Source organism: Escherichia sp. WS3227_2 (genome assembly GCF_046486495.1).
Classification (GTDB): Bacteria; Pseudomonadota; Gammaproteobacteria; order Enterobacterales; family Enterobacteriaceae; genus Escherichia; species Escherichia coli.
In genome coordinates, this window is record NZ_JBJQLG010000011.1 from 1 (window position 1) to 19,497 (window position 19,497).

Annotated in this window: 21 protein-coding genes; 3 read left to right on the forward strand and 18 right to left on the reverse strand. The window is 55.8% G+C overall.

All coding sequences use genetic code 11. The annotated features are described in order from the left end of the window. The coding region (locus ACJHXB_RS16130; RefSeq protein WP_323498327.1) for an IS3 family transposase at positions 1-78 on the forward strand (78 nt) is incomplete at its 5' end. Positions 79-133: 55 nt separating this feature from the next. On the opposite strand, the gene yjcO is transcribed toward ACJHXB_RS16130, so the two are convergent. The 7 genes from yjcO to yjcS form a co-directional block, all read right to left on the reverse strand. Then, positions 134-823, reverse strand: a complete 690-nt coding sequence (gene yjcO, locus ACJHXB_RS16135; protein ID WP_000719886.1) for a Sel1 family TPR-like repeat protein YjcO — start codon at positions 821-823, stop codon at positions 134-136. A gap of 93 nt (positions 824-916) precedes the next feature. Beyond that, on the reverse strand, positions 917-3,064 hold the full coding sequence (gene fdhF, locus ACJHXB_RS16140; RefSeq protein WP_077632889.1) for a formate dehydrogenase subunit alpha: 2,148 nt from the start codon (positions 3,062-3,064) through the stop codon (positions 917-919). Positions 3,065-3,261: 197 nt separating this feature from the next. Next, complete coding sequence (gene mdtP / locus ACJHXB_RS16145) at positions 3,262-4,728, reverse strand: multidrug efflux transporter outer membrane subunit MdtP (protein WP_000610566.1); 1,467 nt, start codon at positions 4,726-4,728, stop codon at positions 3,262-3,264. Beyond that, on the reverse strand, positions 4,725-6,776 hold the full coding sequence (mdtO, locus tag ACJHXB_RS16150) for a multidrug efflux transporter permease subunit MdtO (RefSeq protein ID WP_001275160.1): 2,052 nt from the start codon (positions 6,774-6,776) through the stop codon (positions 4,725-4,727). Before mdtO ends, mdtP begins: the two co-directional genes overlap by 4 nt. After that, positions 6,776-7,807: a multidrug efflux transporter periplasmic adaptor subunit MdtN gene (mdtN, locus tag ACJHXB_RS16155; protein ID WP_000446379.1), complete on the reverse strand. Its 1,032-nt coding sequence runs from the start codon at positions 7,805-7,807 to the stop codon at positions 6,776-6,778. Before mdtN ends, mdtO begins: the two co-directional genes overlap by 1 nt. Positions 7,808-7,825: 18 nt before the next feature. After that, complete coding sequence (locus tag ACJHXB_RS16160; RefSeq protein ID WP_001309139.1) at positions 7,826-8,101, reverse strand: YtcA family lipoprotein; 276 nt, start codon at positions 8,099-8,101, stop codon at positions 7,826-7,828. 208 nt (positions 8,102-8,309) lie between these two features. Further along, positions 8,310-10,295 (reverse strand): alkyl sulfatase YjcS, encoded by a 1,986-nt coding sequence (gene yjcS / locus ACJHXB_RS16165; RefSeq protein ID WP_001366716.1) that lies wholly within the window; start codon positions 10,293-10,295, stop codon positions 8,310-8,312. Between the two features lie 252 nt (positions 10,296-10,547). Here yjcS and ACJHXB_RS16170 point away from each other — a divergent pair, with 252 nt between their 5' ends. Next, positions 10,548-10,865 carry an RpiB/LacA/LacB family sugar-phosphate isomerase gene (locus tag ACJHXB_RS16170; RefSeq protein WP_001183282.1) on the forward strand — a complete coding sequence of 106 codons (318 nt, stop codon included), beginning with the start codon at positions 10,548-10,550 and terminating at the stop codon, positions 10,863-10,865. 68 nt (positions 10,866-10,933) lie between these two features. Then, positions 10,934-11,263 (forward strand): DDRRRQL repeat protein YjdP, encoded by a 330-nt coding sequence (yjdP, locus tag ACJHXB_RS16175; RefSeq protein WP_000819739.1) that lies wholly within the window; start codon positions 10,934-10,936, stop codon positions 11,261-11,263. Between the two features lie 158 nt (positions 11,264-11,421). On the opposite strand, the gene phnP is transcribed toward yjdP, so the two are convergent. The 11 genes from phnP to phnF all read right to left on the reverse strand — a co-directional run bounded on the left by phnP (position 11,422) and on the right by phnF (position 19,489). Continuing rightward, complete coding sequence (gene phnP, locus ACJHXB_RS16180; protein WP_097447078.1) at positions 11,422-12,180, reverse strand: phosphonate metabolism protein PhnP; 759 nt, start codon at positions 12,178-12,180, stop codon at positions 11,422-11,424. 1 nt (position 12,181) lies between these two features. Continuing rightward, on the reverse strand, positions 12,182-12,616 hold the full coding sequence (gene phnO / locus ACJHXB_RS16185; RefSeq protein ID WP_001110486.1) for an aminoalkylphosphonate N-acetyltransferase: 435 nt from the start codon (positions 12,614-12,616) through the stop codon (positions 12,182-12,184). Further along, positions 12,603-13,160 (reverse strand): ribose 1,5-bisphosphokinase, encoded by a 558-nt coding sequence (phnN, locus tag ACJHXB_RS16190; protein WP_001560273.1) that lies wholly within the window; start codon positions 13,158-13,160, stop codon positions 12,603-12,605. Before phnN ends, phnO begins: the two co-directional genes overlap by 14 nt. Continuing rightward, the gene (gene phnM / locus ACJHXB_RS16195) at positions 13,160-14,296 is read right to left on the reverse strand and encodes an alpha-D-ribose 1-methylphosphonate 5-triphosphate diphosphatase (RefSeq protein WP_000586310.1); all 1,137 of its coding nucleotides are present in this window, start codon (positions 14,294-14,296) and stop codon (positions 13,160-13,162) included. The genes phnN and phnM overlap by 1 nt, the downstream gene beginning before the upstream one ends. After that, the gene (phnL, locus tag ACJHXB_RS16200; protein WP_097447077.1) at positions 14,293-14,973 is read right to left on the reverse strand and encodes a phosphonate C-P lyase system protein PhnL; all 681 of its coding nucleotides are present in this window, start codon (positions 14,971-14,973) and stop codon (positions 14,293-14,295) included. The genes phnM and phnL overlap by 4 nt, the downstream gene beginning before the upstream one ends. A 99-nt stretch (positions 14,974-15,072) precedes the next feature. Further along, the gene (phnK, locus tag ACJHXB_RS16205) at positions 15,073-15,831 is read right to left on the reverse strand and encodes a phosphonate C-P lyase system protein PhnK (protein ID WP_001075536.1); all 759 of its coding nucleotides are present in this window, start codon (positions 15,829-15,831) and stop codon (positions 15,073-15,075) included. After that, on the reverse strand, positions 15,828-16,673 hold the full coding sequence (gene phnJ, locus ACJHXB_RS16210; protein WP_000002284.1) for an alpha-D-ribose 1-methylphosphonate 5-phosphate C-P-lyase PhnJ: 846 nt from the start codon (positions 16,671-16,673) through the stop codon (positions 15,828-15,830). The genes phnK and phnJ overlap by 4 nt, the downstream gene beginning before the upstream one ends. Next, a complete protein-coding gene (gene phnI, locus ACJHXB_RS16215) occupies positions 16,666-17,730 on the reverse strand; it encodes an alpha-D-ribose 1-methylphosphonate 5-triphosphate synthase subunit PhnI (protein ID WP_001305710.1) in 1,065 nt (354 codons plus the stop codon). Before phnI ends, phnJ begins: the two co-directional genes overlap by 8 nt. Next, on the reverse strand, positions 17,730-18,314 hold the full coding sequence (phnH, locus tag ACJHXB_RS16220) for a phosphonate C-P lyase system protein PhnH (RefSeq protein ID WP_000171624.1): 585 nt from the start codon (positions 18,312-18,314) through the stop codon (positions 17,730-17,732). Before phnH ends, phnI begins: the two co-directional genes overlap by 1 nt. Further along, complete coding sequence (phnG, locus tag ACJHXB_RS16225) at positions 18,311-18,763, reverse strand: phosphonate C-P lyase system protein PhnG (RefSeq protein WP_000542771.1); 453 nt, start codon at positions 18,761-18,763, stop codon at positions 18,311-18,313. Before phnG ends, phnH begins: the two co-directional genes overlap by 4 nt. Next, on the reverse strand, positions 18,764-19,489 hold the full coding sequence (phnF, locus tag ACJHXB_RS16230; RefSeq protein ID WP_001295387.1) for a phosphonate metabolism transcriptional regulator PhnF: 726 nt from the start codon (positions 19,487-19,489) through the stop codon (positions 18,764-18,766). It abuts the gene before it with no gap. Between the last annotated feature and the right edge of the window lie 8 nt (positions 19,490-19,497).

Below are 19,497 nucleotides of genomic sequence, written 5' to 3' on the forward strand. Positions count from 1 at the left end.
AATCAAAAAAGAATAAAACTCAGTCTTGGGGGACTCAGTCCGGTAGAATACCGGACTGAGCATCAAAAAGCCGGTTAACTGAAACTGTCCAGGTTTTGGGGTTCAGTTCATGCCGCGTCTTATCAGGCCTACATTAACCGTTAGTTAATTTTTCAAACTCTTCACACCCGGTATCAAACCCTTCCATACAGCTCAGGTTCAACCAGTGCAGCGCCTTTTGTTTGTTCTTCTCGATAAAACCTTCTTCACCGTTTAAGAACATCATTCCCGCCCAGTACTCGGAATAACCGGTTCGTGAAATCGCAGAGCTGCGTTTGAAATACCAGGTTGCCTTGTCATCGTCGGCCTTAATGCCCACGCCGTTGGCGTAAATCAAACCAAGCAGCATTTGGGCATCGACGGCAGAGTCGTTCTCCAGATCTTCCGAAGCGTTTTCTAACAGCGAAATCGCCTTTGGATAATCCGGTTTACCCGCTTGCGTATTTACCAGAATATGCGCCAGCGTTACTTCACCTTCTTTACTGCCCGCTTGCGCTGCTTTCTCTGCAAGAACTTTTGCTTGTGGATAGTCCAGACTGACCGGATTGGTGATTTTAATCTGCGCCAACAGCGCGCAGGCATCAGCATCACCGCTGTCGGCGGCTTTCTGTGCCCAATATTCGGCTTTGCTCAAATCGCCGGAGCTAAACCAGCTGTCGGCAAGAAAATATTGTGCGCGTCGGTCCCCGGCTTCTGCTGCCTTTAAATACTGGCTGCCAGGCTCGGAGTCGTTCGCGTGGGCAAAGAATGTCAAAAACAACATCAATGCGATAATTTTTTTCATTTTGATAATACGATTGGGTAGGGAGTAACCAGTATAAAGAGTTCGAATGGATAAAAAAACAGCCTCCGGAAGGAGGCTGTAGAAAGGACTGTATTACGCCAGTGCCGCTTCGCGCAGGCGAGTTTTCAACTTGTTGTACTCGTCAATCACGTACTGCTCGGCGGCGCGCTGATCGGCGATCGGCTCGACGCGCACGGCGCAGTATTTGTATTCCGGCGTTTTCGTAATCGGGCTTAAGTTTTCGGTAACCAGCTCGTTACAGGCACCAATCCACCACTGGTAGGTCATGTAAATCGCCCCTTTGTTCGGACGATCGCTGACCTGCGCACGGGTGATAATTTTGCCTTTACGCGAGTGCACCCAAACCAATGCCTCATCTTCAATACCCAGACGTTTGGCGTCTTCGGTATTGATTTGTGCGTAGCCAGGTTCATCAGCCAGCGCCGCCAGTGCCGCACAGTTACCGGTCATCGAACGGCAAGAGTAGTGACCAACTTCACGCACCGTTGACAGTACCATCGGGTACTCGTCGGTGAGTTTGTCGATTGGCGCTACCCAGTCGCAGGTGAAGAACTGCGCCAGACCGTTCGGGGTATCAAACTTCTCTTTAAACAGATAAGAAGTCCCCTGATCGGCATCTGAAGTATCGCGGCAAGGCCACTGAATGAAGCCCAGTTCGCCCATTTTCTCGTAAGTCGCACCGTAGAAATCCGGGCACAGATGACGCAACTCATCCCAGATCTCCTGGGTGTTGTTGTAGTGCATCGGATAACCCATACGAGTGGCGATTTCACTGATAATCTGCCAGTCCGTTTTCAGATCCCACTTCGGTTCAACCGCTTTGAAGAAACGCTGGAAGCCACGGTCAGCCGCAGTAAACACGCCTTCATGCTCGCCCCACGACGTTGACGGTAAAATAACATCCGCCGCCGACGCGGTTTTGGTCATAAAGATGTCCTGAACGATAACCAGTTCCAGATCTTCAAAGGCTTTACGTACTGCCGACAGCTCCGCGTCAGTTTGCAGCGGATCTTCGCCCATAATGTACGCGGCACGCACTTCACCATGCGCTGCGCGGTGCGGCAGCTCGCTGATGCGATAACCGGTATGAGCAGGCAGGCTTTCCACGCCCCAGGCTTTGGCGAATTTCTCGCGGTTAGCCGGATCTTTCACGTACTGGTATCCCGGATACGTATCCGGCAGCGCGCCCATATCGCAGGCACCCTGTACGTTGTTCTGACCACGAACCGGGTTAACACCCGCATGTGGCTTACCGAGGTTACCGGTCAGCATCGCGAGGCTGGTCAGAGAACGCACGGTTTCCACGCCCTGGTAGAACTGGGTTACACCCATGCCCCACAGGATGGCGGCGCTTTTCGCCTGGGCATACATCCGTGCCGCCTGACGAATCTCATTGGCGCTGACGCCGGTGATATCTTCAACCGACTCCGGCGTGTAGCCTTCAACGATTTTACGATACTCTTCAAAGCCTTCTGTACGGGAAGCGACGAATGCTTTGTCGTACAGATTTTCTTCAATAATGACATGGCCCATCGCATTCAACAGCGCGATGTTCGAGCCGTTTTTCAGTGCAATGTGCATGTCCGCAATGCGCGCGGTTTCAATTTTGCGCGGATCGCAGACGATAATTTTCGCCCCGTTACGTTTAGCGTTAATTACGTGATTCGCCACGATTGGGTGGGAATCCGCCGGGTTGTACCCGAAAACGAACACTAAATCGGTATTATCAATTTCGTTAATAGCATTGCTCATTGCGCCATTACCGACCGATTGGTGCAGACCTGCAACCGATGGGCCGTGTCAGACACGAGCGCAGCAGTCAACGTTATTGGTACCAATAACGGCGCGCGCAAATTTTTGCATTACATAGTTGGTTTCGTTACCCGTACCACGCGAGGAGCCGGTCGTCTGGATGGCATCCGGACCGTACTTCTCTTTGATGGCGCTCAGGCGCTCGGCAACGTAATTCAGTGCCTCATCCCAGGAAACAGGTTCGAGTTTGCCGCCACGCTGGCGACGGATCATGGGGGTTTTCAGGCGCGGGGTCAGGATCTGGGTATCGTTAATGAAATCCCAGCCATAATAACCCTTCAGACACAGGGTACCCTGGTTGGTTTTCCCCTGCGCTGCCTCCGCCCGGACGATTTTGCCGTTATCGACGACCAGGTTGATTTTGCAACCTGATGCGCAATAGGGGCAAACCGTGACGACTTTTTTCATCGGTCTCGCTCCAGTTAATCAAATCACGCATACGCGCTCTCGACTACAGTATGCATCTTTTATGCCACATTTTATTTGGGGTCATTCCCTGATATTACGGGCACTATTTATTCAAAACTCTGACGAAAAACAGGCTGTCGTCAGTTTTGACGTGACGAAACGAAATACCGCGTGACAGCCATCACGCGGCAGACATTTTATTTTTTCTCGACGACGGGACTTGCCTGATACCCGCCGCCCAGCGATTTCATCAACTGAATGCTTTGGATCACCCGGCGGCTGTCCAGCATCAGTAATGACATCTCCTCGGCAAGCACTGGTAACCGGGCTTCGGTGGCCTGTAAGCGGCTGGTTAAGCCGCGTTGATAGGCGGCCTCGGCAGCGCGCTGGGTGAAGCGCGTTGCTTCCACGCGTTCAGCCTGCATCTCTCGCTCGTCGTTGAGCGTTTGCAGACGCGTGCCGTTGACGGCAACGTCGCGCACCGCATTCAGCACTGACTGGTTGTAACGTTCAATCATCATGTTGCTGGCGGCGCGAGTGCCTTCGAGATTGGCATTCAACCGTCCACCGTCAAACAGCGGCAATTTCAGACCTGGGATAAAGTTGAACTGGCGACTGGTTTTTTTGAATAAGGTATCCAGGTGGATAGAATCCAGGCCGAAAAACGCTTTGATATCAAAGCTCGGATAGAACAGCGCCCGCGCGGAATCCACCTGATCTAATGACGCCTGAACATACCAGCGCATGGCTTGCAGATCCGGGCGTCTGGCGAGCAACTCATAAGAGAGTGTCGCCGGAATGCCGGTCTGGACTTGCGGTAATGCCACCGGTTTGATCTCCGGCATATCGCTGGCTCCCGCGCCAATCAATGCACGCAGAGATTCTCGCGTTTCGGTGATTTGCCCTTTAACGGCAGCAATTTGTTTATCGACCGCCAGAATCTGTGCCCGCGCGCCGTGGAAAGGCACTTGCGCTTCCAGACCGTGCGCCACTTTACTCTGGTGCGCTTTCACCGCGTAATCAATCACATCGCGTGTTTGTTCTAACAGATCGAGCATCTGATAGCTGGCCTGCATACTGTAATAAAGCTGCGCTACGCCCGTGGTCAGCGATAGCTCTACTGCTGCGGTTTCTGCCAGCGCGGCATTATGCGCGCCAATGGCGGCGGCAACCGCTGAGCGATGCACACCCCACAAATCAAGATCCAGTCCGGCAAACAAACCGACTGTGGCTTCCGTATAGTACGGCCCGTCCATACCCAGTGCTGGCGCATCCATCGCATAAGGGCTTAAAAAGCCGTTCGCCGAGACACGTTGTCGGTTGAGCATCCCTAACGCGGCCACCTGCAACTGTGAACCGGCATCTAACAAATCGGCCTGCGACTGCGCTTTTTCTTCCCGCAGTTTCGCTTCGGCGAGGGTGTGTGAACCACTTAGCGTCCGTTGGATCAGCGCATCCAGCTGCGGGTCATTGAGTTGTTTCCACCACTGCGCCTGCGGCCAGCCGGAGCTGGCAAGATGAATATCATCGGCCAGTTTGATTTGTTCCGGTTTGAGCTGTTGATGAGGTGCAGAATCCTTACGTACCAGGGCACAGCCGGAAATCAGCGTCGTGCTGCCGAGAATGCTGCACAACAGCAGACGTGAAAGTTGACGATTGATCATTGCGTGGCTCCTTGTACCTGTTCCTTGGCGGGCGTTAATGCCGGGGCTGTCCAGTCTGGCAAGCGGGCGAAAAGCTGGCAGACGTGTTGTTCCTGTTTTAATAAGGTGGGCAGGATGGCCTGCGAGGCGGGTGTCTCTTCAAGCGTTATTTGAGGAGAACGGCTGAGTGCGGTTGCCAGACCGGCAGCGTATTTCTCCAGTGCGTCGGCAAACTGACCTGCTCTGTCCGGCTGTAGTGCGTTATCCAGCGCCTGCGCCGAGTTCCAGGTTGCATCCCAGTCGTGAAGAATATCGCGGCCCTGACGAATAACCGTTTGCGAACGTTCAATCAGTAAAGCGCGTTCTTCGCTGTCCAGTTGACGCTCCAGCGCCACGCGTTGGCACATCTCTTCACAGGCATTAAACGCCGCATGCAGACCTATACGAATTTGCAGATAAGTGCGCAGAGCCGTGACTTCCTGCTGACGTGGGATCCGCATTACTTTACTCAACATACCCAGCGCGCCAGCCAGTTTTTGCGGCAGTGTGCGCGCTTCACTTTCAGGCCAGACAAAGGTGTAAATCACCGCGGACACCACGGTACCAATGATGATACCCAGGGCGCGATCGCGAATTTCCACCAGGTCGTACACCGGGCCAAAAACGTTTTCGAGCGTGGCGAGCGCGAAGGTGACCACCATCTGTGTGCCGATATAAGAAGAGCGTTCAGAGCTGGTGGCAATCCATGCGCCCAACAGAAAAATCGGTGCCAGCACAAATAGCAATTCGACAATATTGTCCAGCCAGGGCATGACCAGTAACGTGAATAACAGCGCCAGAATTGCACCGCAGAAGGCACCGCCAAAACGCAGCGCCATTTTCTGATACGACGAACCAACATTCGGGTTAGCGACGATCACGCAGGTCAGCATACAGGTGTGAATGCCTTCCCAGTCCACGCCGCTGTAGAAGGTGTAACAGATCAAACAGGCGAGCAGCGTTTTTACCGCGTAGCGCATATAGTCTGGATTGGTAAAAGCGTCGGCGACCATTGATGGCGGTTTGGTGGCGGGCGTTGGCAGCGTATTCGGGTCCATCTGACCCAGTTGCAACAATGTCTGGCAGATATTCTCCAGGTTACATTCCCGTGCCGCCATCGCTTCACTTTCAGTGATCCGCCAGTCGCTTTGCCAGCACTGACCTTCGGCAATGGCATGCTGCAGTTTGTTGATTTCTGAGGCTAATTTTTGCCGAAATTCAATAATTGCCTGAGAATCAGCAAAAGAGGTGGGATCGTAGCGATTCAGCGTCGAGTAAATGTAGGTTACCGTTGCCACGCAGCTTTGCCACCATGCGCTCTGAGTTCGCCAGTTGGCATCGTCCGCGAGGCAAAAGACATTGAGTTTTTGCAGCGCCAGCGCCTCTCTTTCAATCCGCTTTTCGGGTAGCGGTGTGAGGCTGTCCGTCAGGTGGCTAATGGCATCATCAAGCCGATCATTAAGCGCCTGATGCATCTGCGTGATAGCGCGGCTGGGAAACCACAGCACGCCGATTAACGTCATCAATAACGTCGGGTAGAGGCCGACAACGATACACCACAGGGTTAAGCGCACGACCACTTCCGGATAGTCGAGCATGGCGGGGAAGGTTTGCCCGTAAATAGCGACAATGGCGACGGCGAAAAAGACCAGCCCCAACCGATGGGTGCGCATCAAAAACATACAGCCCATCAGGATCGGTCCGGCAATGATCAATCGGATCAACGGTTCGCCATATGACCATTTGTAGATCAAAAACAGGCTGGCGATCTCCAGCATCGTGGCGACCACAAACAAGATCGCGACAAATTTGGTGTAAAACGCGTTCGACTGAATACCGTAAAACAGCACTGCCAGTGATAACGCCACAAAAGGGATCTCAAAAGTCATCGAGATCAGAATCACCAGCAGGCAGCCTACCCAGAGTTGCATAGTCTGCGGCACGCGGCCTGGTCGCCGCTCGCTTAACTCTTCATGAAAGAACGCCAGCAGCCTGACCACCGGTAATGGCAGGGAGTTGAGCGCGCTCATTATTGCGGCTCAAGATTAGCGACTGCCGAAGCGCCGATGCGGAACATTTCCGGGTCAGGTTTTTCAACCATGATTTTGACCGGAAAACGCTGGGCAACGCGGACCCAGTTAATAGAACGAGACACTTTCGGCAGGCCGCCCAGCACCAGGCCGCCGTCATCCGGTAGCACGCCGTAGCCAATCGAATCCACTTTACCCTCGAAGGTTTTGCCGCTGTCGCTCATCAGGCGAATCGTTGCGGGTGTACCTGAGCGAATATTTTTCAGATCGGTTTCGCGGAAGTTGGCGATCACGTACCAGTGACGAGTGTCGATTAGGGTAAAAATAGGGCGCATGGCAGAAGCAAATTGCCCGACGGAGGTTTTGAGGGAAATGACCCGGCCATCAAACGGCGCGCGAACGGTCGCCATTTCCAGATGCAGTTTGGTCAGGGCAATATCCGCTTCGACCGCCGCACGTTGGGCGACCAGCGCATCGACGCCGCTGACGGCACTGGCGGCTGACTGCGCCTGCAACAATACGGCATTAAGATCGGCTTCTGCGGCGCGCTGCGCAGTTCTTGCACGGTCAACGTCTTCCGCTGAGACAAAACCTTCTTTCAGTAATGGCTCGGTGCGGCGTAATGTATCTGTGGCCTGTTTCGCGGCGGCACGGGCTTTTTCTACCGTGGCATTAACCGAGTCGGCACCAAACTGTTGCGCGTCAACGCTACGTTGGGTGAGCATAATTTGCTTATCCAGCGCCGCGAGGGAGGCTTCGGCTTTCGCCAGATTGGCTTCGTATGGGCGTGGGTCGATGCGGAATAGCAAATCACCCTGTTTCACCGCCTGGTTGTCGGTGACCGCCAGTTCTACAATGCGACCGCTGACTTCCGGCACCACATCAATGGTATCTGCTGACGCGTAGGCGTCATTAGTTGATGGCGCACTGTCTACGCGCCAGATAACGAAAACAAGGGCAACCAGCGCCAACGCAACCACTAACAGAGCAGGGAATTTACTGCGAGGAGCTTTTTTCGGCGTACTTTCCATGAGCGCGTCTCAAATAGATTAGAAAAATGCCAGCCAGAGCAGCATGGCGTAGAGAGCAAAAAGGGCGGTATAAATAATTCCGACAAATGCCAGATTGATATTTGCCCGCTGAATAATTCGCCTCGTGATGAGCGTCAAAATAAGGCTGGCAATGGCGCAGAAAAACCAGCTGGGATAATAAGCGCCGATCACCGGGATTGCCGGAGATAATGAGCATCCCGAAACCATGAAGACGGGAATTATCCAGGCTGTTTTTTTGAGTTGCATCGCCATGCGAGAGAGAACTGTTGGCATATTAAATACATCCTGTCTGCTGCGAACAATATCTGTAGTGAATATCAATATCCATTGAAGGCGTCAGTATGGCTATTTTCTCGATGAATAAAAATAGCTTTATTCAGCCACCGCATTCATAACTTATATATTTTATGTATTAATTTGCTGTATATATTTTTTAAATAAATGCTTTTGGGGGCTTAAGGGCCCCCAAAAGTGAGTGGCATTAATTTGGGGTTACGATATTCACCCACAAATCGAAATTATCCAGACAGGCAATAATTTCTTCCAGTTTCGCGCCATTGCCAATAATTTTGGCTTTCTTCGCTTTTACCAGATCCGCCATTTTGGCTTGTCCGGTCAGCACGGCGTGAAGATCTTCACGGCTGATGTAGAAAGAGGCGTTGGCTTCAGGTTGCAGCGTTTTACGGTAGTTAAGCACGCTATCGTTCAGCGTCAGGTTGAGGTTATCGCCGTTGCTCATATTGAAGTTCAGGCTGATATTTTTACCCGCGGCTTTCGCACTATCGAGGCGAACGGACATAAAGTCGAACAGCATTTCGACCGACATTCCGCGAATGGTGTCCGGGGAACCGGTGGTGCCGTGGCTGAATTTATGCACCCCTTCGCGCAGCTCTTTCGCGCCGGTCAGGTAGAAACCGCGCCAGGTGGCGGACTCGGCCTGATAGCCCAGCTGTTCAAAGTTATTCGCTTGCAGATTCTTCGCGACCTGGTCACCAGGGTTGGCGGCAATCACCTGTTTCAGCAGTTCTGCCGACCAGCGATAATCACCTTGCTTGTTCGCTTCTTTCGCCAGGTTGATGACGCGGGCAGAACCGCCCAGAGCTTGCACGTAACGTTTACCCATCTCCACCTGACCATATGGATGCAGGTTAGCCGGGTTACCGTCGTAATAGCCAAGATAGAAGTTATACACCGCGCGGGCGTTGTGGCTGACAGAACCGTAATAGCCGCGGCTGGCCCAGTTATTGGCAAGCGCAGGCGGCAGCTTAATCATGTCGCCGATTTCATTCATGGTGTAGCCCTGGTTCGCCAGGTGCAGGGTCTGGTCGTGAATGTACTTGATAGTATCGCGATATTTACCAATATAATCATTGATATGCTTATTGCCCCAGACCGGCCAGGTGTGCGGCATAAACAGTACTTCCGCGTCGTTACCCCACATATCCAGCGTTTCGTTCAGGTACTCGGTCCACTTGCTGGTATCGCGGGTTTTCGCGCCGCGCAGAGTGTAGAAGTTGTGCAGGGTATGCGTGGCGTTCTCGGCGGTACACAGGGCTTTCAGGGCCGGAATATAGAAGTGCATTTCGGCTGGCGCTTCGCTACCCGGAGTCATCAGGAAGTCAAACTCCAGGCCGTCGATAATCATCTTCTCGCCAGTTCTGACGATAGTTTTAGTCGGTGCAATAATGCTCGGGTCGCCGGTTGCCAGCGTCACGCCCAGGCCGTTGCCCACGTTGCCTTGCGCGTTGTGCGGCAGTAACAGACCGTAAGAGTAGAGCGCACGGCGGCTCATGATGTTACCCGCCAGCACGTTTTCGCTGATGGCTTCGTCCATAAAGCCTGCCGGAGCGATCACCTGCACTTTGCCGGATTTAACATCCGCTTCAGAGATAATGCCTTTCACACCGCCATAATGGTCGGCGTGGCTGTGGGTGTAAATCACAGCAACAATCGGTTTTTGCGGACGATGCTGGAAGTAAAGATCAAGTGCGGCTTTTGCGGCAGGCGGCGTCACCAGCGGGTCGATAACAATAATGCCTTTCTCGCCCTCAACGAACGTAATGTTAGAGATATCCTGGCCGCGCACCTGATACATTTTATCGGTGACTTTGAACAGGCCAGAAATACCGTTGATTTGCGACTGACGCCACAGGCTGGGGTTTACGGTTTCCGGCGCAGCGGCATTAATATCAAATTTGTAATCGTCTGCGCGGTAGTAAACTTTGCCGTTAGCATCACGCAGAATACCTTCATCCAGCAGCGGAGCGATAAATCCACGCTGGGCATCGTCAAAATCTTGACGATCGCTAAAAGGTAATGATTTGGCGTAATTCTGATTAATCTGTTGGGTATATTGAGTGGCGGCTTTCGCTTCATCTGTTGCGTAAGCGGTATTTACCATCATGCCGCTGGCGGCAGTTAACGCAATAACAATCCTGCTCAAACGGAATAACCGAGAGTTATTCATATAAATCTCCATTTATCATTTATGTCGTAAATATGTAATCCATGCAAAATACGTCATTTAAAGCTGGCGTTATCATAATTGGGAAATTGCGACTTTAATAAGTAGAAGTGTGAGCTGAACGCGCCACTTTATTAGGCATTTGTGCTGAAGAGGGAAAAGTACGCGAATTTATTATCTCTGTAAATAATATGAGGTGTTTTATATATTTATTATATATATTGTACTTCGGCAAATACTGAGCACAATTAATCAATGCAACCGGTGTTTTTTATTAAAAAACGTACCGGAGCAATGGGCGGTCATGTCGCTGGCACCGCAGGATTCTGCGTTGCTGTGCCAGCCTTTTATTCATGGTCAATGAGTGAGGGGATTGATAAAGAAACCAGGTCGTCAGAGCGTACTGATTATCCGCATTACGCCAGTGAAGTTGCACTGGCTTTTGGTTCACGAGTGGTTGGCCTCGAACTGGCAAAAATGATTGTGGATGCGTGGCTGGGCGCGCAGTACGAAGGCGGTCGTCATCAACAACGCGTGGAGGCGATTACGGCAATAGAGCAGCGGAGAAATTGAGATTCATCCACTACTTGCATGGATGAGTAATGACTAATGTGGATAGAGTTTCTTTTTGAGGTTGGCTAATGAAACGCTTTCCGCTATTTCTTTTATTCACCCTGCTCACGCTGTCCACCGTTCCGGCCCAGGCCGATATTATCGACGACACCATTGGCAATATTCAGCAGGCGATTAACGACGCTTATAACCCTGACCGTGGGCGAGACTATGAAGATTCGCGCGACGACGGCTGGCAGCGTGAAGTGAACGACGATCGGCGCAGACAATATGACGATCGCCGCCGCCAGTTTGAAGATCGCCGCAGGCAGCTGGACGATCGCCAGCGCCAGCTGGATCAGGAGCGTCGGCAGCTAGAAGATGAAGAGCGGAGAATGGAAGATGAGTATGGGCGTTGATGTTGGGTATGGAGCAGGCATCGCCCCTCACCCCGGCCCTCTCCCCAATGGGGCGAGGGAGAAAACCAGCGCAATATTCAATATCGAGCACAATCGGTCCCCTCGCCCCTCTGGGGAGAGGGTTAGGGTGAGGGGGCCAGCGCGCACATTCCCTCCCATCACGCCACCCCAATCTCCATCCCATCAAAACCCGCCTCAAACCCCGACGGCAGTACGTTCTCCATCAGCCACGCATCAAACTGGTGGCTGATATGTGTCAGAATCACGCGCGGCGAACAGATAACCTCATTTAGCGCCAGCACGGTGTTTAAATCACAGTGATTACGCGGTGCATCCTCGCGCGGTGGGTGGCTGCAATCAATCACCATTACCTGTGGCTGATTATTGCGTAAAAATTTCAGCGTTTTTTCCGGCAGGCCTGCGGTGTCAGACAGCCACGCCACCCGGCTATGTGCCGTTTCCAGTAGATAGCCGAAAGTGAGTTTCGAATGGTTGAGCGGCAGCGGCGTGACCTGTAATCCCTGCAAATCAAACATCACAAATGGCTCCACCGTGTGGCTGAAATCAAGCAGGCCCGGATGTTTAAACAGATCGTCGCAGCCCTGTTCATCCGGCGGGCCGTAGACCGGGATCGAATCGCCCACGCCCCAGCGCAGCGGAAACAGCCCCTGCACGTGATCCATATGGTAGTGCGTCAGCAAAAACTGCTGGAACGATCCGGGCGACCAGCGATCGGCGAGATCGTGCAGCCCGGCGTCGATCAGGGTGATCGCGTCGTTAAACTTCACGACGCCGCTGCATGGCTGGCGGCGATACTGCGGTGAGCGCCGCGCTCTGGCGCAGGCCGCGCACTCACAGCCCCATGCGGGAACGCCCTGTGCGCCGCCAGTGCCAGTAAGTGTGAGGGTCAGGCTCATGTTACAGCGCCTTGGTGAAGCGGAAATGGCTCTGCTCGTAGCCTTCGCGCAGATAGAAACGGTGCGCGTCGTGGCGCTTGACGTTGGTGGAAAGCTCAGTCATTTCTGCCCCGGCCTGGCGGGCTTCTTCTTCTGCCCATGCCAGTAATTTACTGCCGATGTTCAGACCGCGCGCCTGCGGCATCACCACCAGTTCCTGAATTTCGCCGATCCAGTTGACATGATGCAGATGAAACTGCAAATGCAGGCCGATCATGCCGACAACTTCGCCATCCAGCAGCGCCAAATGGTAGCGCATGTTCGGGTCGCGCAGATTGGCGTTAAACCCCACGCGAAACGCATGGTGGTCAAACTCCGCCTGTTTTAGCTCACAAATCAGCGCGTAAACTGCGTCGGTGTCGTACTGCGTAGCCGGGCGAAGCTCACAAGCAGGCATGGTTTTTCTCCTTCTGATGAATCAGCGTCAGCAGCGTGTCGACCGACTGGCGCAGGCTGCCGTCATTATTGAGCGTAAGACAATCCTGAGGAGTATAGCGGGCAGCGCGTGCTAGTCGGGCGTTAATTTCACTGGCATTTTCACGACCACGGTTTTCCAGGCGCTGGCGCAGGATCTCTGGCGAAACCTGTAAACAAACGGGCAGCAGCGCCGATTGATAGCGCGCCCGCGCCTGCGGCAGATGGGCGCGTGAGCCGTTGACCACCACGTCAAATCCAGCGTGCAGCCAGAGGTCAATCTCGACGCCGATGCCATAATACAGGCCGTTGGCGTGCCAGCTTAAGGCCAGCAGATTTTGCCCCGCGCGGGTAAAAAACTCCTGCTCGCTCAGGGCGATATGATTTTCGCTTCCGGCGCTGGCATCGCGCGTGATGTAGCGATGCGCCACCAGTAACTGAGTTTGTTCCCGCTGGCGGAGTTCCGTCAACAGACTGTCTTTTCCGGAGCCAGAGGCCCCCATTAACCAAATCAGTTTTCCCGTCATCAGAACACCCTTTTACCCTGACGCCAGACGTGGTCGATATGAATGTGGTTGCCCTTGCGATGCGCCAGCACCAGGTCGGCGCGTTTGCCCTCGCCAATCACCCCGCGATCCTGAAGATTAAGCGCCTGCGCCGGATTTTTAGTCACCAGCTTCACCGCCTGCGGCAGCGTAAAGCGGTTGCTCTCGTCATCGGCGACGCGAAATGCCGCATCGAGCAGGCTGGCGGGGTAGTAGTCGGAAGAGAGGATATCCAGCAGGCCAAGCTGCGCCAGTTCACTGGCCGCCACGTTGCCGGAGTGCGAACCGCCGCGCACGATATTCGGCGCGCCCATCAGCACGTTCATGCCATGCTTGCGCGAGGCTTCTGCCGCTTCGAACGTGGTGGGAAATTCGGCGATCACGCTACCAAGCTGGTGGGATTCGGCAACGTGGGCGTGCGTGGCGTCATCGTGGCTGGCGAGCGCAATGTGTCGCGCGCGGCACATTGCGGCGATGGTTTCGCGATTTGGCTGCGACCAGCGTGCGGCGAGCGCCAATTGCTCTTCTTCGTACTGCTGCATCTGCGCATCGGTGAGGGAATATTTGCCCTGATAATATTCGCGATACTTCTCGCGATTGGCGAACTGGCGCTGGCCTGGCGAGTGGTCCATCAGCGATACCAGCGTCACCGGTTCGCGCTGCACCAGTTTTTCAAACAGCGGCAACGTGGTGTGGTGCGGCAGTTCGCAGCGCAGGTGCAGGCGGTGCTCGGCGCGGTTGACGCCGCGTTTCTGCGTCTCTTCGATGGCGTTGATCATCTTCTCCAGATTCTCCAGCCGATCGCCGCCGTCGCGCACATCACCAATCGCCACGGCGTCCAGTACGGTGGTGATGCCGCTTGCCACCATCAGCGCGTCGTGGCTGCTCATCGCCGAATGGGCGGGCCAGTCGACTTTCGGGCGCGGGGTGAAGAATTTATCGAGGTTGTCGGTATGCAGCTCAATCAGGCCGGGTAGTAGCCAGCCACCTTCGCCGTCCATCGCTTCTGGCTGGCGGCTCTGGCTTTCGGCAAAGGCGCGAATTTCGCCATCCTGTACTTCCAGTGAACCGTGCACCACTTCATTTTCCAGCACCAGTTTGACGTTATTGATAATCATGAAGAGACTCCCATTGGGTGCAGGCGGTCGGCGACGTCATTGCGTACGGCTTCGTCATGGAAGATACCGACGATGGCCGCGCCGCGGGCTTTGGCTTCGCGGATCAGTTCCACTACGGCAGCGCTGTTTTTAGCGTCCAGCGAGGCGGTGGGTTCATCCAGCAGCAGAATCGGATAGTCGACGATAAAACCGCGCGCGATGTTGACGCGCTGCTGTTCGCCGCCGGAGAAGGTCGATGGTGCCAGGTGCCACAGGCGTTCCGGCACGTTCAGGCGCGTCAGTAATCGGGCGGCTTTAGCGGCGCAGGCTTCACGCGGTACGCCGATATCGAGCAGCGGCTGCATCACCACTTCCAGCGCCGAAATACGCGGGATGACGCGCAGAAACTGGCTCACCCAGCCGACGGTGGTTTTGCGGATTTCCACCACTTTGCGCGCTGGCGCGGTGACCAGGTCTACCCATTCGTCGCCGTGTTTAATCTGGATTTGCCCTTCGTCGGGCAGATAGTTGGCGTACAGCGAGCGCAGCAAGGTTGATTTGCCGCTGCCGGAATGGCCGTGGAGCACCACGCATTCGCCCGCGTTGACGGTGAGCGAGGCACGTTGTAAGACGGGCAGGCGCACGCCGTTTTGCTGGTGCAGGATGAAGGTTTTACTGACGTTTTGTACGTTAATCATTTTTCGCCTCGTGGTTCGGGTGTCGGATGCGTCTTATCCGACCTACGGGGAGCGCATTTGTAGGCCAGATAAGGCGTTTACGCCGCATCCGGCACCGGCTCAATTCTGCAAAACCGATGACACCAGCAACTGGGTGTACGGGTGGTGCGGGTCGTCGAGCACGCGGTCGGTTAACCCACTCTCCACCACTTGCCCCTGTTTCATCACCAGCAAACGGTCCGCCAGCAGGCGGGCGACGCCCAGATCGTGGGTGACAATCACCACCGCCAGATTCAGCTCCACCACCAGACCGCGCAGCAGATCGAGCAGGCGCGCCTGTACCGATACATCCAGCCCGCCGGTCGGTTCATCCATAAACACCAGCTTCGGATGCGTCACCAGGTTGCGGGCAATCTGCAAACGTTGCTGCATACCGCCGGAAAAGGTGGTCGGCAGGTCGTCGATCCGGTTGGCGGGAATCTCCACCTCTTCCAGCCACTTCTGCGCGGTGGCGCGGATGTCGCCGTAATGACGCGCCCCGGTCGCCATCAGCCGCTCGCCGATATTGCCGCCTGCCGACACCTGGCGGCGCAGGCCGTCGAGCGGATGCTGATGTACCACGCCCCATTCGGTGCGCAGTAAACGGCGGCGGTCGGCTTCGCTCATGCCATAGAGGGAGCGGTTTTCATAGCGAATCTCCCCCTGCTGCGGCGTCAGGCGCGCGGAGATTGATTTCAGCAGCGTGGTCTTCCCGGAGCCGGACTCCCCGACAATGCCCAGCACTTCCCCCGGCCATAAATCAAAAGAGACATCGCTAAAGCCTTTGCCCGGCGCGTAAAGGTGGGTCAGGTTATTGACCGAAAGTAACGGTTGATTCATTGGCTTTTCGCCTCGCTCTGTTGGCGGCAATAATCGGTATCGGAGCAGACAAACATGCGGTTTCCGGCGTCATCCAGTACCACTTCGTCGAGATAGCTGTGGGTCGATCCGCAGATGGCGCACGGCTCATCCCACTGTTGAACGGTGAACGGGTGATCGTCGAAATCGAGGCTTTCCACGCGGGTAAACGGCGGCACCGCATAGATGCGCTTCTCGCGTCCTGCGCCGAACAGCTGCAGGGCGGGCATCATGTCCATTTTTGGGTTATCGAATTTCGGGATCGGCGACGGGTCCATCACGTAGCGCCCGTTCACCTTCACCGGATAGGCATAGGTGGTGGCGATATGACCGAAGCGGGCGATATCTTCATACAGCTTCACCTGCATCACGCCGTACTCCTCCAGCGCGTGCATAGTGCGGGTTTCCGTTTCGCGCGGCTCGATAAAGCGCAGCGGTTCCGGGATTGGCACCTGGAAGATAATGATCTGATCTTCGGTCAGCGGCGTTTCGGGGATGCGGTGACGCGTCTGGATAAGCGTCGCATCGTCCGTACGTTCAGTGGTGTTTACCCCGGTCACGCGCTTAAAGAAGTTACGGATCGACACCGCGTTGGTGGTGTCGTCCGCGCCCTGGTCAATCACCTTCAGCACATCGCTTTCGCCAATCACGCTGGCGGTAAGCTGTATGCCGCCGGTTCCCCAGCCGTAGGGCATCGGCATCTCGCGCCCGCCAAACGGCACCTGATAACCGGGGATCGCCACCGCTTTTAAGATGGCGCGGCGGATCATGCGTTTGGTCTGCTCGTCGAGGTAGGCAAAGTTGTAGCCGCTCAGATTAGCCATGGTTCTGCTCCTGTTGCAGACGTTTGAGTAGCTCCAGTTCGGCCTGGAAATCGACGTAGTGCGGGAGTTTAAGGTGCGAGACAAAGCCTGCGGCTTCGACGTTGTCGGCATGCGCCAGCACGAACTCTTCATCCTGTGCCGGGCCTGTCGCGTGCTCGCCGTACTCCGGAGCCTGCAACGCACGGTCAACCAGCGCCATTGCCATCGCTTTGCGCTCGCTCATGCCGAACACCAGTCCGTAGCCGCGCGTGAAGTGCGGCGGCTCATCCGGCGGGTCGATAAAACCGTTGACCATTTCACATTCGGTCATCAGCAGTTCGCCGACGTTCACCGCAAATCCCAGCTCTTCCGGCACAATAGACACGTCGATATAGCCACTGCGGATCTCGCCCGCGAACGGGTGATTGCGCCCGTAACCACGCTGGGTGGAGTAGGCCAGCGCCAGCAAATAGCCTTCGTCGCCGCGCATTAATTGTTGCAGGCGGGAGGAGCGTGAGCAGGGGTAAACCGGCGGCGTGCGGGTGATGTCGTCCGGCTGTGCGCCGCTATCTTCTTCAAACTTCGCCAGCCCCTGACGCGCCAGCAGGCTGAAAACGTGCGGCGACGGCTGTTGTTCGCTGTCGGCTGTGGTCAGCGTCGGCGCTTCGCCGTTTGCCAGCAGGGTGAAATCGAGCAGGCGATGGGTGTAGTCGTAGGTTGGGCCAAGCAGCTGGCCGCCGGGAATATCTTTATAAACCGCTGAAATACGCCGTTCGAGACGCATCCCGGTGGTGTCGAGCGGCTCGCTTACCGCCAGCTTCGCCAGCGTGGTGCGGTAGGCGCGTAGCAGGAAAATCGCTTCGACGTTATCGCCGCTGGCCTGTTTCAGCGCCAGCGCCGCCAGTTCGCGGTCGGCAATGCCGCCTTCGGTCATCACGCGATCCACCGCAAGGTTAAGCTGCTGTTCAATCTGGGCGACGCTCAGTTCAGGCAAATCGGTATTGCCCCGGCGTCGGCTCTCTTGCAGGGCGTGGGCGGCGTCGATCGCCTTCTCGCCCCCTTTCACGGCAACGTACATCAGCACACCTCCACATGAGTGGTTCGCGGGATAGCCAGCAACCGCTCGCCGCAGGTCAGGATCAGGTCGATGCCGAGCGGGAACGGGTGCGGGCGCTCGGTGAGTTCGTGCAGAATGCACTCCGGCAGCTGCGGAGCGATCATTCGTTCTTCGGCAATACCCGCGCCAGTAAGGCGCAGCATGCGCCCGCCGCTCAGGCTGACGACCTGTAAAATCAGCGTCGCGCCCGCTTCCGGCGCAACAGCGGTGCCGCTGGAAAGAGCGTTGAGCTGTTCGCTGGAAATCGCCTCATCCGTTACCGCGAAGGTCGCCAGTTCCGGCTGGCTGACCAGCGGCGCGTTGGTATGAAAACGCAGGCTCTGGCTGACGATATCGTTACTTAATGGCGCAGAAAGCCACACCGGCGTGTCGTTATCGGCCAGCGTCAGCAGCACGCTGGTGGTGGCGATATTCAGCGGCTGCCAGCCGCGCTTGAGCTGATGCAGGGCGACAATCACGCCCGGCTCGCTCATGGCCTTTAACAGGCGACGAAAACTGTGCTGGGCATCCTGCACGGGAAGCATAAAAGCGGTTTCCAGGGTCATGCGTTATCTCCGCGAACCATCGTAAAGAAGTCGACCCGGCTGGCGTTTACTTCGGCCTGGCGTGCGGCAATGCGTGCCATACGGTCAGCGTTCAGCGGGGCAATAAGAGTTTCTGATAAGTTTTGAAAATGGCGGGTTTGCTGCATCAGCGCGTCGATCAGCGCGCAGCGTTCGGCGTGCTGTTTGTCGCGCCCCAGCACCCAGCTGTAGCCGAGCGTGCCGTCAGTCAGGCGTACGGCGGCGCGGGTGAGCGTGGCGTCGCCAGCAAAAAAGCGTTCGCCGGTGCCACCCATCCGCGCCTGAATCTGCACCAGGCCGGTTTCAGCGGCGCGGATTACTTCATAGTCGGCAGTGATGTTCAGCGCCTTCAGGCGGGCTGCCAGTTCAGCCGGTTGGCTGTGTGCCAGTACGGACATCCAGTGCTGGCGGGTCGCGGTATCTGCGTGCATTCAGTGCTCCATAGTGAATTCAATCATGTCGGCGCGCGTCAGGCTGACGGAGTACTCCGCCGGGCTGCTTTCACCGTCACGGTGGTTAAGGGTGCGCACGCACAGCAGCGGCGACATATTCGGGATTTCAAGACGCTGGCACTCTTTGGCCTGGGCGCGGCGGGCGCTGATCCGCGTCTGGCTGCGGCGCAGCGCAATCCCCGTTTGCTCGCGCAGAAAATCGTGCAGCGAGCCGCTGTCGAAGCGTTGCAGCGTCGGCCAGAGGGTGAGGTCCGCAAAGTAGTGGTCGATTAAACAGAGCGCGACGCCGTTGACCCGGCGCAGGGTGCGCAGGTGGATAACGTTCTCGCCCTCGGTTATCCCCAGCGCGTCAGCGACGTGACCGGAGGCCGGGCGCAGCACAGACAGCAGTTTTTCGCTGGTGGGATGGCTGCCCTGATCCAGCAGGTTCTGGCTAAAACGCGCCTGAGCGTTGAGCGGGTAATCGAACGGGCGCATCAGCACCAGCACGCCGACGCCCTGACGGCGCTGTACCCAGCCTTTTTCCACCAGTTGGTCGATGGCGCGGCGCAGGGTGTGGCGGTTCACCTCAAAGCGCGCCGCCAGTTGCTGCTCGGCGGGAAGATAGTCGCCGCAGCGGTAGTGTTGACGAAGCTCCTGCTCAAGTTTTGCGGCTATCTCCTGATAGCGTGTTGGGTAGCTGGTCGGATGTGTAGACAAGTGCATAGATATCA

Coding starts and splice junctions, on each gene's coding strand:
- yjcO (WP_000719886.1), bottom strand. CDS start 823: ATGAAAAAAATTATCGCATTGATGTTGTTTTTGACATTCTTTGCCCAC.
- mdtP (WP_000610566.1), bottom strand. CDS start 4,728: ATGATCAATCGTCAACTTTCACGTCTGCTGTTGTGCAGCATTCTCGGC.
- mdtO (WP_001275160.1), bottom strand. CDS start 6,776: ATGAGCGCGCTCAACTCCCTGCCATTACCGGTGGTCAGGCTGCTGGCG.
- mdtN (WP_000446379.1), bottom strand. CDS start 7,807: ATGGAAAGTACGCCGAAAAAAGCTCCTCGCAGTAAATTCCCTGCTCTG.
- ACJHXB_RS16160 (WP_001309139.1), bottom strand. CDS start 8,101: ATGCCAACAGTTCTCTCTCGCATGGCGATGCAACTCAAAAAAACAGCC.
- yjcS (WP_001366716.1), bottom strand. CDS start 10,295: ATGAATAACTCTCGGTTATTCCGTTTGAGCAGGATTGTTATTGCGTTA.
- ACJHXB_RS16170 (WP_001183282.1), top strand. CDS start 10,548: ATGCAACCGGTGTTTTTTATTAAAAAACGTACCGGAGCAATGGGCGGT.
- yjdP (WP_000819739.1), top strand. CDS start 10,934: ATGAAACGCTTTCCGCTATTTCTTTTATTCACCCTGCTCACGCTGTCC.
- phnP (WP_097447078.1), bottom strand. CDS start 12,180: ATGAGCCTGACCCTCACACTTACTGGCACTGGCGGCGCACAGGGCGTT.
- phnO (WP_001110486.1), bottom strand. CDS start 12,616: ATGCCTGCTTGTGAGCTTCGCCCGGCTACGCAGTACGACACCGACGCA.
- phnN (WP_001560273.1), bottom strand. CDS start 13,160: ATGACGGGAAAACTGATTTGGTTAATGGGGGCCTCTGGCTCCGGAAAA.
- phnM (WP_000586310.1), bottom strand. CDS start 14,296: ATGATTATCAATAACGTCAAACTGGTGCTGGAAAATGAAGTGGTGCAC.
- phnL (WP_097447077.1), bottom strand. CDS start 14,973: ATGATTAACGTACAAAACGTCAGTAAAACCTTCATCCTGCACCAGCAA.
- phnK (WP_001075536.1), bottom strand. CDS start 15,831: ATGAATCAACCGTTACTTTCGGTCAATAACCTGACCCACCTTTACGCG.
- phnJ (WP_000002284.1), bottom strand. CDS start 16,673: ATGGCTAATCTGAGCGGCTACAACTTTGCCTACCTCGACGAGCAGACC.
- phnI (WP_001305710.1), bottom strand. CDS start 17,730: ATGTACGTTGCCGTGAAAGGGGGCGAGAAGGCGATCGACGCCGCCCAC.
- phnH (WP_000171624.1), bottom strand. CDS start 18,314: ATGACCCTGGAAACCGCTTTTATGCTTCCCGTGCAGGATGCCCAGCAC.
- phnG (WP_000542771.1), bottom strand. CDS start 18,763: ATGCACGCAGATACCGCGACCCGCCAGCACTGGATGTCCGTACTGGCA.
- phnF (WP_001295387.1), bottom strand. CDS start 19,489: ATGCACTTGTCTACACATCCGACCAGCTACCCAACACGCTATCAGGAG.